Annotated in this window: 10 protein-coding genes and 2 pseudogenes; 8 read left to right on the forward strand and 4 right to left on the reverse strand. The window is 60.2% G+C overall.

Translation table 11 applies throughout. The features are described from left to right. The first annotated feature begins 133 nt into the window (after positions 1-133). From AC1DH9_RS00590 to AC1DH9_RS00620, 7 genes and pseudogenes are all read left to right on the forward strand, one after another. The gene (locus AC1DH9_RS00590) at positions 134-901 is read left to right on the forward strand and encodes a COG4705 family protein (protein ID WP_427546159.1); all 768 of its coding nucleotides are present in this window, start codon (positions 134-136) and stop codon (positions 899-901) included. A gap of 29 nt (positions 902-930) precedes the next feature. Next, complete coding sequence (locus tag AC1DH9_RS00595; protein ID WP_427546161.1) at positions 931-1,368, forward strand: hypothetical protein; 438 nt, start codon at positions 931-933, stop codon at positions 1,366-1,368. A 120-nt stretch (positions 1,369-1,488) separates the two neighbouring features. Beyond that, the gene (locus AC1DH9_RS00600) at positions 1,489-2,154 is read left to right on the forward strand and encodes a response regulator transcription factor (RefSeq protein ID WP_427546163.1); all 666 of its coding nucleotides are present in this window, start codon (positions 1,489-1,491) and stop codon (positions 2,152-2,154) included. After that, positions 2,130-3,515, forward strand: coding sequence for an ATP-binding protein (locus tag AC1DH9_RS00605; protein WP_477807650.1), 1,386 nt, complete (start codon positions 2,130-2,132; stop codon positions 3,513-3,515). The genes AC1DH9_RS00600 and AC1DH9_RS00605 overlap by 25 nt, the downstream gene beginning before the upstream one ends. Before the next feature lie 83 nt (positions 3,516-3,598). After that, positions 3,599-3,970: pseudogene (locus AC1DH9_RS00610) on the forward strand (hypothetical protein). Positions 3,971-3,973: 3 nt separating this feature from the next. Further along, positions 3,974-4,120: pseudogene (locus AC1DH9_RS00615) on the forward strand (DUF1289 domain-containing protein); the annotation flags it as partial. 581 nt (positions 4,121-4,701) lie between these two features. Beyond that, complete coding sequence (locus AC1DH9_RS00620; RefSeq protein WP_477807651.1) at positions 4,702-6,147, forward strand: SulP family inorganic anion transporter; 1,446 nt, start codon at positions 4,702-4,704, stop codon at positions 6,145-6,147. A 41-nt stretch (positions 6,148-6,188) separates the two neighbouring features. Here AC1DH9_RS00620 and AC1DH9_RS00625 read toward each other — a convergent pair whose 3' ends face one another. Beyond that, a complete protein-coding gene (locus tag AC1DH9_RS00625) occupies positions 6,189-7,607 on the reverse strand; it encodes a M15 family metallopeptidase (RefSeq protein WP_427546172.1) in 1,419 nt (472 codons plus the stop codon). A gap of 234 nt (positions 7,608-7,841) precedes the next feature. On the opposite strand from AC1DH9_RS00625, the gene AC1DH9_RS00630 reads away from it, so the two are divergent. Beyond that, entirely contained in the window at positions 7,842-8,558 is a 717-nt protein-coding gene (locus AC1DH9_RS00630; protein WP_427546174.1) for a class I SAM-dependent methyltransferase, read from the forward strand. Positions 8,559-9,083: 525 nt separating this feature from the next. Here AC1DH9_RS00630 and scpB read toward each other — a convergent pair. The 3 genes from scpB to AC1DH9_RS00645 are packed head-to-tail and all read right to left on the reverse strand — an operon-like array spanning position 9,084 to position 12,494. After that, entirely contained in the window at positions 9,084-9,884 is an 801-nt protein-coding gene (gene scpB / locus AC1DH9_RS00635; protein WP_427546176.1) for a methylmalonyl-CoA decarboxylase, read from the reverse strand. Beyond that, positions 9,881-11,137, reverse strand: coding sequence for a CaiB/BaiF CoA transferase family protein (locus AC1DH9_RS00640; RefSeq protein WP_477807652.1), 1,257 nt, complete (start codon positions 11,135-11,137; stop codon positions 9,881-9,883). Before AC1DH9_RS00640 ends, scpB begins: the two co-directional genes overlap by 4 nt. 34 nt (positions 11,138-11,171) lie before the next feature. Next, entirely contained in the window at positions 11,172-12,494 is a 1,323-nt protein-coding gene (locus AC1DH9_RS00645) for an MFS transporter (protein ID WP_442114794.1), read from the reverse strand. Positions 12,495-12,596 lie beyond the last annotated feature (102 nt).

The raw sequence follows: 12,596 nt of genomic DNA on the forward strand, positions 1-12,596 counted from the left end.
CTTGTGTACAGGTCTGACCGGGATTTTATGTTGGCTTCATGACCGACAATCGAGGTTCCTCAGTCCCAGCTAAGTTTGCCTGCGTAGTCTCTCCCTTGCGCCAATTGCAGCGCTGTCAAGGAGAAGCATCCACATGAAGCCGCTTACGAAAGCTGACTGGCTCAATAAAGTCCCCGAGGTGACCCTGTCGTTCTGGGTCATCAAGATCATGTCCACCACCGTGGGTGAAACCGGCGCCGACTTTCTCGCCGTCGATGCCGGGTTGGGGCAGAGTGTGACCAGTATTGGCATGGCCGTGCTGTTGGCGATTGCACTGTTCGGCCAACTTCGTACACGCGCCTACACCCCTTGGATTTATTGGCTGACGGTGGTGCTGGTGAGCGTCGTCGGGACGCAGATTACCGATGTGTTCACTGACAAAATGGGCATCAGCCTGTATGCCAGCACGGCGGTGTTTTCCGTGCTGCTGGCGATCAATTTCATGATCTGGTACGGGTTGGAACGCAGTCTTTCGATCACTGAAATCGTCACGCCGCGCCGGGAGCTGTTCTATTGGGCGACGGTGCTCTGCACCTTTGCGCTGGGCACTGCGGCCGGGGACCTCGCCACCGAGGCGCTGGGGCTTGGCTTCACACTGGGCGCGGTGATTTTCGGTGCGCTGATCGGCGCGACATTCGCCGCCTGGCGCCTGGGCGGCAATACAGTCCTGACCTTCTGGATCGCCTACATCCTGACCCGTCCTTTCGGCGCCTCCCTGGGAGACTTGCTGACCCAAGCCAAGACCTATGGCGGCCTCGGCATGGGCGCCATGTGGACCAGCGCGATTTTCCTCAGCGTCATCCTGATTCTGGTGGCTGTCGCACAGATGAGCGTCGGCAATCGAAAACTCGTCACTGAATAACCCGTTCAAAAGCCTATCAAGGAATCGTCATGGTCTACGTTAAAACCGCCATTCGCAAAGCCGCCGCCCTATCCGCCATCGTCGTGTTTGGCCTGGCCGCCGGGTGTTCGAAACCCGCTGACGTGCCTAAAACGAGCGCTACTTCGGGCGCAGCCAGCGTCCAGCAAAGTTCGGCCTCGAAACTCGGCGACCTGTCGGCGTTCCAGGGCATTGCGGCCAACGTTGCCGATCTGGTGAATAAAAACGACTTGCCGGGCGCGAAAACGCGAATCAAGGACCTCGAGTTGTCCTGGGACTCCGCGGAAGCCGGCATCAAGCCACGTGCTGCCAGCGACTGGCATGTCCTGGACAAGTCCATCGACAACGCACTTGAGGCCTTGCGCGCCGACAGCCCGAAACAGAGCGATTGCAAGGCAGCAATGGATGACTTGCTGAAAACCTTCAATTCGCTGCAAGGCAAAAGCTGACTGCTTTCAATACCCATAAATCGCTTCGCGCACGCTTGAACAGGTGATTCAATGCAGGCTCGACACTCGCGCAGGTATACCCGCGTGAGTGCCGAGCCTCACTTATCACCGGAGAGGGACATGCGGATATTACTGGTCGAAGACGACCCCATGATCGGGGAGGCGATCCAGGACGCACTGACAGATGCCAGTTACGCCGCCGATTGGGTCAACAATGGCCTTACCGCCCTGACGGCGCTGGACACTCAACATTATGACCTGGTGCTGCTTGACCTCGGTCTGCCCGGCAAGGACGGCCTTGCGGTATTGAGCAGCATTCGGGCGCGCAACAATGGCGTTCCACTGCTGATCATCACGGCCCGCGACAGCCTCGACGATCGCTTGCGCGGCCTCGACGGTGGCGCTGACGATTACCTGCTCAAACCCTTTGATATGGCGGAACTGCTGGCCCGGATGCGTGCCGTTCTGCGCCGAAAAGGCGGCAGCGCGCTGCCAGTGTTCAGCAACGGCGTGGTGTCGCTGGACCCGATCTCGAAACAAGCCAGCACCGAAGACAGCCCCGAGGTCCAGCTCTCCAGCCGCGAGTTTTCGCTGCTGCAGGCGCTGTTGATCAGGCCGGGGGCAATTCTCTCGCGCAGTGAGCTCGAAGACCGTATCTACGGCTGGGACAATGAAGTGGAAAGCAATGCGGTGGAGTTTCTGATCCATGCACTGCGTCGCAAGCTGGGCAGCCACGTCATCAAGAATGTCAGGGGTATGGGATGGATGGTTTCAAAAGGCGACTGAGCGAGTCGGTCCAGGTCAGGCTGTCCGTTTCCCTGTCGCTGGCCATTCTGATCGTCGCTATCGTGGCCGGCATTTTTGCCTTTGTCTCGGCATTCGATGAAGCCCTGGAAATGCAGGACAACACCTTGCATCAGGTGGCCGTGTTGTTCGAGCGTCAGCAGATGACGCTGACCTATCCGACGCAAGGCAAGGGCATCGAGGGCGACGATGAAGAATCCAGGGTCACCGTTCAATACCTGAACGATGGCAACCAGGTGTCGGGCAATGTGGAGGCTGGCGCACCGCTGCCACTGCCGACAACGCTGGCCGACGGTCTGTCGACGCGGGTGGTCGGTGGCGAACCGTTTCGTGTGCTGGTCAAGACCCTGGCCAGTGGCGCCCGCATCGCCGTTGCGCAGGAAACCGGCACGCGCGACAAGGACGCCCGCGAGAGCGCCTGGCGTGGCCTGTTGCCGTTTCTCATCCTGTTTCCGGTGCTCTTGCTGGTGGTTGCCGATCTGGTGCGCAAGCTGTTTCGGCCTATCGCGGCACTGGCGTCTGAAATCGACCAGCGCGGCGAGCAGGAACTGCACCCCATCGACGAGAACCATTTGCCTGCCGAGATCCGTCCCTTCGTGCTGGCCATCAATCGATTGCTCAACCGTGTGGCTCAGTCGATGGAGACCCAGCGGCGCTTCGTCGCCGACGCCGCCCACGAACTCCGATCGCCGTTGACGGCCCTGTCGTTGCAAGCCGAGCGCCTGGCCGTCGCAGATATGTCGACGTTGGCCCGGGAGCGTCTGTTTGCATTGCGGCGGGGGATCGAGCGCGGCAAGAATCTGATTGATCAACTGTTGGCGCTGGCCACTGCACAATCGAACTCGACGCTGCCCGCAACACCGGTTTCCGTGCATGGCATTTATCGTCGCGTGTTGGAGGACCTGCTGCCGCTGGCCGAGGCCAAGCATATCGACATCGGTGTCGAGGACGAACAGGACGTGCAGGTGCTGATCAACGAGCTTGACCTGCTGGCCATGGTCAAGAACCTGGTCGATAACGCCGTTCGCTATACGCCTGCGGGTGGACGGGTAGATCTCTCGGTGAGCATGGAGGAGGGCGGAGCGCTGTTGCAGGTCAAGGACACCGGCCCCGGAATTGCCGCCGAGGAACGGGAGCGTGTGTTCGACCCGTTTTATCGCAGCCTCGGGAACCATGAGGTCGGGTCCGGGCTGGGGCTGTCGATCGTCAAGGCGGTAGCCGATCGCAACGGGGCACAGATCCGTCTGGGGTTTGGCGATGAAGTGGCAAGACGCGGGTTGGGTGTTTCGGTATGGTTGCCGYCATTGATTTCCCGCAGTGTTCCCCCTGCCGCCCATTTGTAGGCGCGGCATCATTTGCGAAAAGAACACATAGCCGGCTGATGCATCGCTCAGCCGGCCCTGGATACTCATTCAAGGATCAATCCATGCTTTTAAGCAAACGCGATCAGGCGCGAATCGAGCGTCGCCTGGTGGTTACCCTGACCGAGGCCTGTGAGACGGCCAAAGCGGAAATCGTCGGGTTCGCCTGGTTGACCCACGAGGTGGATTACTCGGCGTTCCCTGCAAGCCTGAGGGTGACCTGGGTCTTCGACACACTGGCCAACAAGCGCCAGGCACTGGCCGTCGGGCAAGCTGAACGGATGGTCGAACTGACGGCCTTGGCATAGAGTGAAGCGGATATTCTCGTCAGTCCGGTCTCCGCCCATGTGCAGTTTGACACTGAAGAAGAGTGTCAGCGCGCTCATGCCGGAAACTGGCAGCAACGTTTGGCGCGCCAGCGCTCGACTCGGGATTGAACCATGGCCAAGGATATCGAAAACCCGTGTATTTCCGTTTGTCAGCTGCGCGGTGAGCTGTGTGTGAGTTGTGGGCGCATCAAGGAGGACATCAGGAAATGGAAGCGCATGAAGCGCCCCGAAAAAATGGCCGCCGTGCAAGTCGCCGCGCCCTTTGGCGTTTGCTTCAGACCTTCCACGGTAGGGGAGAAGCCGCTATTTCCAGTCTGGGAGTATCGACCCATTTACTTACCCACCGCCCTGAGCGTCGACGTGGGACATGCGCCTGTATCCGAACCGATGTGGTTTTTTCTTTCGTTTGCCAAGAGACCCGATGAGGCTCCGATTGAGCGAGCGCAGCCGTTCGAGCATCCCAATGGTTTTCGCGACATTACATCGGTGCGAGTGATCACTCCCGACAACCAGGCTTTTTCTAGCGCTGCGCAATGTGCAAACCAGCTGGAAGGGTTTGCAATTGTTCATGGTCAAGAGCATCTGATCATAGTGGAGATTGATCATGGGGCGAGCGGCCAGACGCACGATTTTCGTCCGGGGATGCCGATGATCATGAACTGGTAGTTCGGCCTGAAACGGACGCTCGAAAGAAAAAAAAGCTCAAAAACCGACGATCACGCAGGGGAGGGGGATTACCCGGTTGCTGGCCGGCCATTCTTCAATTCCGTAACATCCGCAGCCGTCTTTTCCCACCACGCCCTGCGGCTCGTTCCGTCGGCCTGTTTTTTAGGTAAGCCATGAAATCCAAACGTCTGCGTGCCGATGCCCTGGCCGGACTCACCACCTCTTTTGCGCTGCTGCCTGAATGCATCGCCTTCGCCCTGGTCGCGCACCTGAATCCGCTGATGGGTTTGTACGGAGCCTTCATCATCTGCACCCTGACTGCATTGTTCGGGGGCCGGCCGGGGATGATTTCCGGTGCTGCCGGATCAATGGCCGTGGTGATCGTCGCACTGGTGGTGCAGCACGGCGTGCAGTATTTGCTCGCCACGGTGTTGATGGGTGGACTGTTGATGATGGCGTTCGGTCTGCTACGGCTGGGCAAGCTGGTGCGCATGGTGCCTTACCCGGTGATGCTCGGTTTCGTCAATGGCCTGGCGATTGTCATTGCCCTGGCCCAACTGGAGCATTTCAAGAGTGGCGGGACCTGGCTGAGCGGTACAGCGCTGTATCTGATGATCGGGCTGGTGGCGCTGACGATGGCCATCGTCTACGTGTTGCCGCGCCTGACCCGAGCCGTGCCACCGGCATTGGTGGCGATCCTCGGCGTCGGTCTGGCGGTCTACCTGCTCGGCCTGCCGACGCGCACCCTTGGCGACATGGCGCACATCGCCGGCGGTCTRCCTGGCCTGGCCCTGCCTCAAGTGCCCTGGAACCTGGAAACCCTGCGCATCGTCGCCCCTTATGCGGTATTGATGGCCCTGGTCGGGCTGTTGGAAACCCTTTTGACGCTGAACCTTACCGACGAGATCACCGAGAGCCGTGGCTACCCGGATCGCGAATGCGTGGCATTGGGCGCGGCCAATATGGTCTCCGGTCTGTTCGGTGGGATGGGCGGATGCGCCATGATCGGTCAAACCGTGATCAACCTCAGTTCCAGCGGTMGTGGTCGCCTTTCTGGTGTGGTCGCCGGAGTGATGATCTTGCTGTTCATCCTGTTTCTTTCGCCGCTGATCGAGCGCATCCCGCTGGCGGCACTGGTCGGGGTGATGTTCGTCGTGGCGCAGCAGACCTTCGCCTGGGCCTCGCTGCGGGTGCTCAACAAGGTGCCGTTGAACGACGTATTGGTGATCATTGCGGTAACGATCATCACGGTGTTCACCGATCTGGCCATCGCTGTGCTCTGCGGGATTGTCATTGCCGCGCTGAACTTCGCCTGGCAGCAGGCCCGCGAGCTATACGCCGACAGTTACCTGGAAGCCGACGGCAGCAAGCTCTACCGCCTGCATGGCACGCTGTTCTTCGCCTCGACTGCACCGTTCCTCAACCAGTTCGATCCCGCCAACGACCCGCCCGAGGTGACTCTTGACTGCCGCCACCTGAGCTTTGTCGACTACTCGGCCATCGCCGCGCTGAAAACGCTGCGTGAGCGCTACATCAAGACCGGCAAACAGTTGCACGTGTATCACTTGTCCGAACGCTGCAAGAAAATGCTCAAGCGCGCTGGTGTGGCTCACGACTGAGGTCGGCGCCATGGGCGCAGCTCGAGTTTGAGTTTGCGATATCAACGCTGGGGAAGGTTCCAGCGTTCGCGAAAGTGCTCGTACTCCGCTTCGGGCAGTTGAACCAGTAGAGGCGACTGACGCGGATCCAGCCAGCTGAACAAGCGAGCAATATCTGCCGGGTCCATGGCTGTGCAGCCAAGCGTCGGTGAGGTAGGGGCACGCCAGATGTGGAAGAAAATGCACGAGCCCGCGTCGGCGGACGCCGGCGTGTTGTGCTCGATGACAATGCCTTGTCGATACATGTCGTCATCGCGACGCATGTGTTCGGAGCTGTTCCAGTCCTTGGCAATCGTCGACCCGTCGACAAGCTCGTTATAGCGTTTGGAGTGGCTGTCATCCACGCACTCGGTGGTCGGTGTCAGCGGCAGGTAAGGCAGCCTGGTATCGGCCGAGCTGTTGTAGCCAAAAGCTGTTCCCAATTTGAACAGGCCGGCAGGCGCTTTCCCGTCGCCTTCACGTTTGACTGGCCCATCGCGTTGCTCGACGACACCGAGACCCTTGCCCCAGGCCAGCCCGCTTTTGCCGACAACCACCGGAAACGGCGCCCCGTATTTTTGAAGCGTTTTCCCTTGCCGCTTGTAGCGTTGGGCGGTCCCCTGGGTATCAGTCCAGTTTTTTGTCGTGACCACAATCAGCTGGTTGCTGGTGTCCAGCGCCTGAGCCGTAATAGGGAAATCCATGACGTTCTTCAGCGCATCATTCCCGGTGTAGGTGAAGTGCCACCATTCTTTCGAGTACCCGGAAAATCCCTCTTTCTGCATGGCGTTGCTGAGCCGCTGGCGATTCTCTTTGGCGGTCGCGTTGATCGTTGAACTGTCGGTATGCGCTCGTTCATCGAAGCAATCGAACCCTGTTCCCATGTCGACGGCACCATCATGCCAACGCTGCTCATAGGGCGCGGCGCAGTCAACTTGTGCGGCCGAGGGACTCCATGTCTGGGCGGGCAGAGCCTCCGGCCCGGTCAGCGTCAAATCCACCGTGCCGCCCTTGGAGTGATTAGAAACCCGGGCCACATAGCCCAGACGCCAGAAGTCTTGCTTGTCCACGCGAGGATAGAACTCGGCCTTGCGCGGGTCACCCGGTTGCGTCGCAAAACGTCCCATGTCGGCAACAGCCCGGCTGGGCCGATAGCAGTCAAATACCTTCAAGCCGTAGCCTTGAGTGCGCAACGCCGTTTGTACCCGGGCAAGGGCCTTGGCGGCGTCCAGCGACAACAGACACTCCGCAGCGTCGTAGCCGTCGAGTGGGTGTCCGGTGAAGTTGTGAGCACTGGCGTAGCGGATGTCTTGCTCGATACCCGGATCAATCGCACGCAAATAGACCATATGCTCGGGTCTTGGCTCGGCGCTCGCCAGGCAGGGCGCGATGATGGCTAGCATCGAGAGGCACAGCGGTTTGATTCTGCACAGCAGGCGCATCGATGCCTCCAAAGGTGCCGGTTTTCAATCCAGAGCAGGCTAATGGTTGTACCCGTTTTTCTCAATCAGGGTTAGCGGCGGTGAGTTGCCTTGTTGGGTAGATGGCATTCAACCCAGGCAGACGAGCAATTACTCAAGCGTCGTATTCCTCATGGGAATGCACGGCATAAAATTAATGAATTTTTATTATCGAAGTGCGTGGCGTAGCTTGATTTGAGGACATGGAGAATCGCCTTGAAATCATCACCTCTGAACGCAGCTGAAAAATTTGATACCTCACGGGCCAATGAGTACGGACGACAGAGCCGTATTGCATTGGCAGGCTATGACGCCTGCCACGATCTTGCGGCGTGCATGCTGGCGGCAAGCCTCGGTGACGCAAGCTCGGCGAGAATACTGGTCGTTGGCGCTGGCGGTACGGCCCAGGAGATTATTGCAATGGCCAGGTTGGAGCCGAGTTGGCGCTTCACTGCCGTTGATCCCTCCGAGCCGATGCTGGAGGCCGCGACGCAGCAGCTGGAGGCAAACAACTTACTTGATAGAACGGACGTGCACCTTGGTCAGGTTGACGACCTGCCACCGGACGCGTCATACGACGCGGCGACGCTGATTGGTGTACTCCATCATCTGGCTGGAGACGACGCCAAGCGACAACTTCTACGTTCCATCCGGACTCATCTAAAGCCGGGTGCGCCGTTGATTGTCGCGGGCAATCAATATGCCTATGCCAGTCAACCATTATTGCTTGCTGCCTGGGGGCAACGGTGGCGACAGCAGGGTGCGAGTCCGGATGAAGTGAAGGTCAAACTTGGGAAAATCCTTCAAGGTGCTGACCCTCCACACTCCGAAGCGGCAGTTCAAAAACTGCTGCACGACTCGGGATTCGGAGACGCTACTCGTTTTTTCAGCAGCCTTTTCTGGGGCGCTTGGGTGACGTGTAAAACTGTCTGAATGGAACCGATAGTCGGTTATTGGCCGACAGGAGCCTTCCGCCACCGGGAGCATTGGATCGTGATTGCGGACGATGCCGGTAACGTCGCGTGGCGGGTGACGCCCGTGCCATCATCGAAGGAGGGGTGATGAGGCGAACGTCCACGTCAGGGAAAAAAACACAAACGATGAATAAAGATGGTCTTCGAATCTATCGAAGCCCGAGGACCGACAGGACAAACAGGGCGATCACAACTGCCCCGACGATGTAGACGATGCTGCTCATGATATCCACCTCTCATACTGAACGGGATTGCGACACCAGGGTATTGCCAATACAAGATACGGCACTGTTGCTCGAAATTCCGTTCGGCAGCACACATAGCTCCGTTTTCATTCGCTACCTCCACTGGCCTGTACATTGGAAGCAGCGGTATGGCTTGGGTTCAATTTTTTACCGGTGTTCCCGATGGGTATCGGCTCCATCGGGATTCAACCGTGTGACGTACGTCGTTCACCAGGTTTGATTGTCTGCCTCAGGCAGTCCTACCGACCGCCAAACACCGCCGGCCTGCGCTCAGCAAACGCCGCCAGTCCCTCATCGAAGTCGCCGCTCTCACACGCCTGTCGACGCAGTTCTGCGATCTGCTCCATCGCCTGGACGGGCATCGGTTGCAGGTCTTCGAGGATGCGCAGCTGCTCCTTGACTGCGGCAATGGCCAGTGGCGCTTTGCCGGCAATCGTGCGTGCCAGTTCCAGTGCGGTGGCCTCCAGCACGTCGCTGTCGACCAGCCGGTTCACCACGCCGAAGTGTTCAGCGCGTTCTGCATCGAGCTTGTGCGCGCAGAAAAACATTTCCTTCAACACGTGAATCGGCAGGTTGTTGAAGAAACGCAGCAGCCCGCTGGTGGTGTAGGGCAAACCGATGTTTGCCGGCGTCATCGAAAAGCTCGCACTGCGATCCGCGACCACCAGGTCGCAACTCATCGCCAGGTCGACCGCGCCACCCCATACCGAGCCGGAGATCATGGCGATCACCACGCCGGGATAGGCGCGGATGCGGCGCAAGACTTTTTCGAGTGGCTTGCCGTAGGCAACCGGGTCGTGGTCGTGTTGCAGTTCGCGGATGTCATGGCCGGCGCTCCAGACGGGCTGGCCAACTTCGCTGCCGAGTATCACCACCGGTATACGTTGTGACGCCAGTGCGGCGAGGCTTTCGTCGAGGGCGTTAAGCAGTTGCGCGCTGAGGGCGTTGCGGTGGGTGGGGTTGCTGAAGACCAGCCGACCGATTCGTTCATCGACCATGTTGACGGTCACGGTGGCGGAAGAGGTTTGCGTCGGGGTCATTGTGCGGTTCCTGTTGATTGTGCGGATGCCATGGCTGGCGAATCACTGGTGTCCTGATACACGGCCTTCGCGGCCAGCAGCGCGTTGATCGACGCCGTGTCGAAACCTGCTTCGCGCAGGACTTCGAGGGTGTGTTCACCGAGCAGCGGCGGTGGGCGCTGACTGGCACCGGGCGCAGGTTCTGCGGCGTCGGTTGCGCTGAACACCGGGGTTACGACCTGGCGCAGCGCGCCGAGTGTCGGGTGCATGAGTGTCCGGGTCAGCTGGCTATGCAGCACCTGCGGATCGTCGAACACTTCGTCGAGTGTATTGATCGGGCCTGCGGGTAAACCAGCCTCGATGAACAGCTCGGTCCACACGCGTTTGCTGCGGGTTTTCAAGCGGCTTTCCAGAATGGCTTTCAACTCGTCACGTCGCTCGACCCGGGCTTCATTGGTGGCGAAGCGCGGGTCGTCCGGCAGCGCGGGTAAATCGAGCAGCACGCATAAACGTCCCCACATGGCCGAGGTGATCGGCGCCAGGTTGAGCGGGCCGTCCTGCGTCTGGAACACCCCGTAAGGCGCAATGACCGRGTGGGCGTTGCCCGTTCGGCGGGGGACATCGCCGAGGCTGAGGTAGCGTTGCCCGTGCACACTCAGCAACCCGACCAGGCTGGCCAGCAACGAGGTGCTGACGTGCTGGCCGCAACCCGTGCGTTCGCGCTCCAGCAGGGCGGCCATGACCGCCGTTACCAGCCACATGCCCGAGGTCAGGTCGCCGATGGCCGTGCCGGTGCGGGTCGGGTCGCCATCGACGAACCCCGTCAGGCTCATCAGCCCCGAGTAACCCTGGGCGATCTGGTCGAAACCTGGCCAACTGCTCATCGGCCCGTCGCTGCCAAAGGCGTTGATGCTGCCCATGATCAGCCGCGGATTGCGTGCGCTGAGCACCTCATAGCTCAGGCCCATGCTATCGAGGGTGCCGGGTTTGAAGTTCTCGATCACCACGTCGGCCTCATCGATCAGCCGCTGGATCGCGGCCAAGCCCTGGGGATTGCGGAAGTCGATGCACATGCCGCGCTTATTGCGATTGCACGACAGATAGTAGGTGCTCACGCCCCGGTCGAACGGGCCCCAGGTCCGGCTCATGTCGCCGGTTGGGCCGGGCTCGATCTTGATCACATCGGCGCCAAGGTCCGCCAGCACCATGGTGCAGAACGGCCCCGACAGTGCGCGACTCAAGTCGACGATCTTCACGCCTTGCAAAGCTTGCATACGGTTCTCCACTGAATGTTTGAGCGCTGCGGTTTTATTGCGGCAACGGTTGATCACGGGTTTCGACGGCAAACGGCAGGATCAGAATGCCGGCCACGAAGGCCGCAGCGGTCCAGGCGATGGGGGCGCCGAGCGAGCCGTGCCAGTGGATCGCGGCGGCCAGCAGGAAGTTGACGCCGGCGCCGATGAAGCGGCCGACCGAGGCGTTGAAGGCGAACGCCGTGGCGCGGATTCGGGTTGGATACTGCTCGGGCAGCCAGAGCGAGAAAATCGCGAAGTTGCCGCCGAAGAAACCGAGGAACACCAGCGACACCATGAACAGGTGCAGACCGTCGTCCATGTAGAACACCCAGCCAAAGGCGACCACGATCGACGTCGCCATACCCGCGAAGTAGATGCCCAGCGCAAGCCGTCGCCCAAGCCGCTCGGCCAGCCACGGCGCGACGAGGCAGCCGAGAATGGTACTGAGCGACAGCACCGCCGCGCCAATGGAGGCCAGGTGCACGGCGCCGACATGGTCGATGCCGGCGCGGGTCGCCAGGGTCACCACGGCCGTCGCTTCGTAAACCGAGCCGGCCCACAAACCGACGATCGCAACTCCGACCAGGGCTGAGCTGGTCAGCGTGCGTCGGCGAAAGGCCGGGGCAAAGATTTCCCACCATGTCGTGCGTGTAGAGGTGGTTGAGGAACGTGCGACAGGGTGTGCCACCTTGTGCGTCTGGGCAGGTTCTTTCACCTTCAGTGCGGTGTAGATCGCCACCGCCGCCGGGGCGAGACCACACAGGAACATCACGCGCCAGCCGTARGTTGCGCCGACGGTGTAGTTCAGCAACGCGGCAATGAAGAAACCGAAGTAGTAGCCCGTTTGCAGGTAACCCGCGCCCATCTTGCGCCGGTCCTCCGGCCAGCTCTCGGCCACATAGGTGCCGGCCAGTGCCCATTCGCCGCCGACACCGATCCCGGCGATCAGCCGAAACGCCGCCAATTGCCAGATGTTCTCCGAGAACGCCGCGGCCCCGGTAAACAGCGAGTACACCAGGATGCTGGCTGCCAGCATCTTCACCCGGCCAAAACGGTCGGCGAGCGGCCCCCAGATAAACGACATTCCCCAGCCGATCAGAAACAACCCGAACAGCAGAGAACCGTACATGGCGATATTGGCGGGGGTTGGGGTGATGCCCGAGTTGGGCAGCAACTCGGTCAGGGCGGGRATCAACACCAGGGCGAAGATCACCGAATCCACGCCATCCAGCACCCATCCCAGGTAGACCGTCCAGAAGCCGCGAATCTGCTCGCGGGTCAGGGGCGTTTTGATCGGCTTCACACTCGTTGCTGATGCGGTTAATGCTCTGGACATTAAGATCTCCCATTGACCTTGATCAGGCCTATTGAGGCGCTGCGAGGCGGGGGACGCCGTCAGCGCTTCGTTTATTGTGAAATCAGTCTAGGCAGCGCATCT

Source organism: Pseudomonas sp. 05T35 (assembly GCF_056396605.1).

Excerpts from the sequence above, each read along its gene's own strand:
- AC1DH9_RS00625 (WP_427546172.1), bottom strand. The coding sequence starts at position 7,607 with ATGCGCCTGCTGTGCAGAATCAAACCGCTGTGCCTCTCGATGCTAGCC.
- AC1DH9_RS00590 (WP_427546159.1), top strand. The coding sequence starts at position 134 with ATGAAGCCGCTTACGAAAGCTGACTGGCTCAATAAAGTCCCCGAGGTG.
- AC1DH9_RS00600 (WP_427546163.1), top strand. The coding sequence starts at position 1,489 with ATGCGGATATTACTGGTCGAAGACGACCCCATGATCGGGGAGGCGATC.
- AC1DH9_RS00595 (WP_427546161.1), top strand. The coding sequence starts at position 931 with ATGGTCTACGTTAAAACCGCCATTCGCAAAGCCGCCGCCCTATCCGCC.
- scpB (WP_427546176.1), bottom strand. The coding sequence starts at position 9,884 with ATGACCCCGACGCAAACCTCTTCCGCCACCGTGACCGTCAACATGGTC.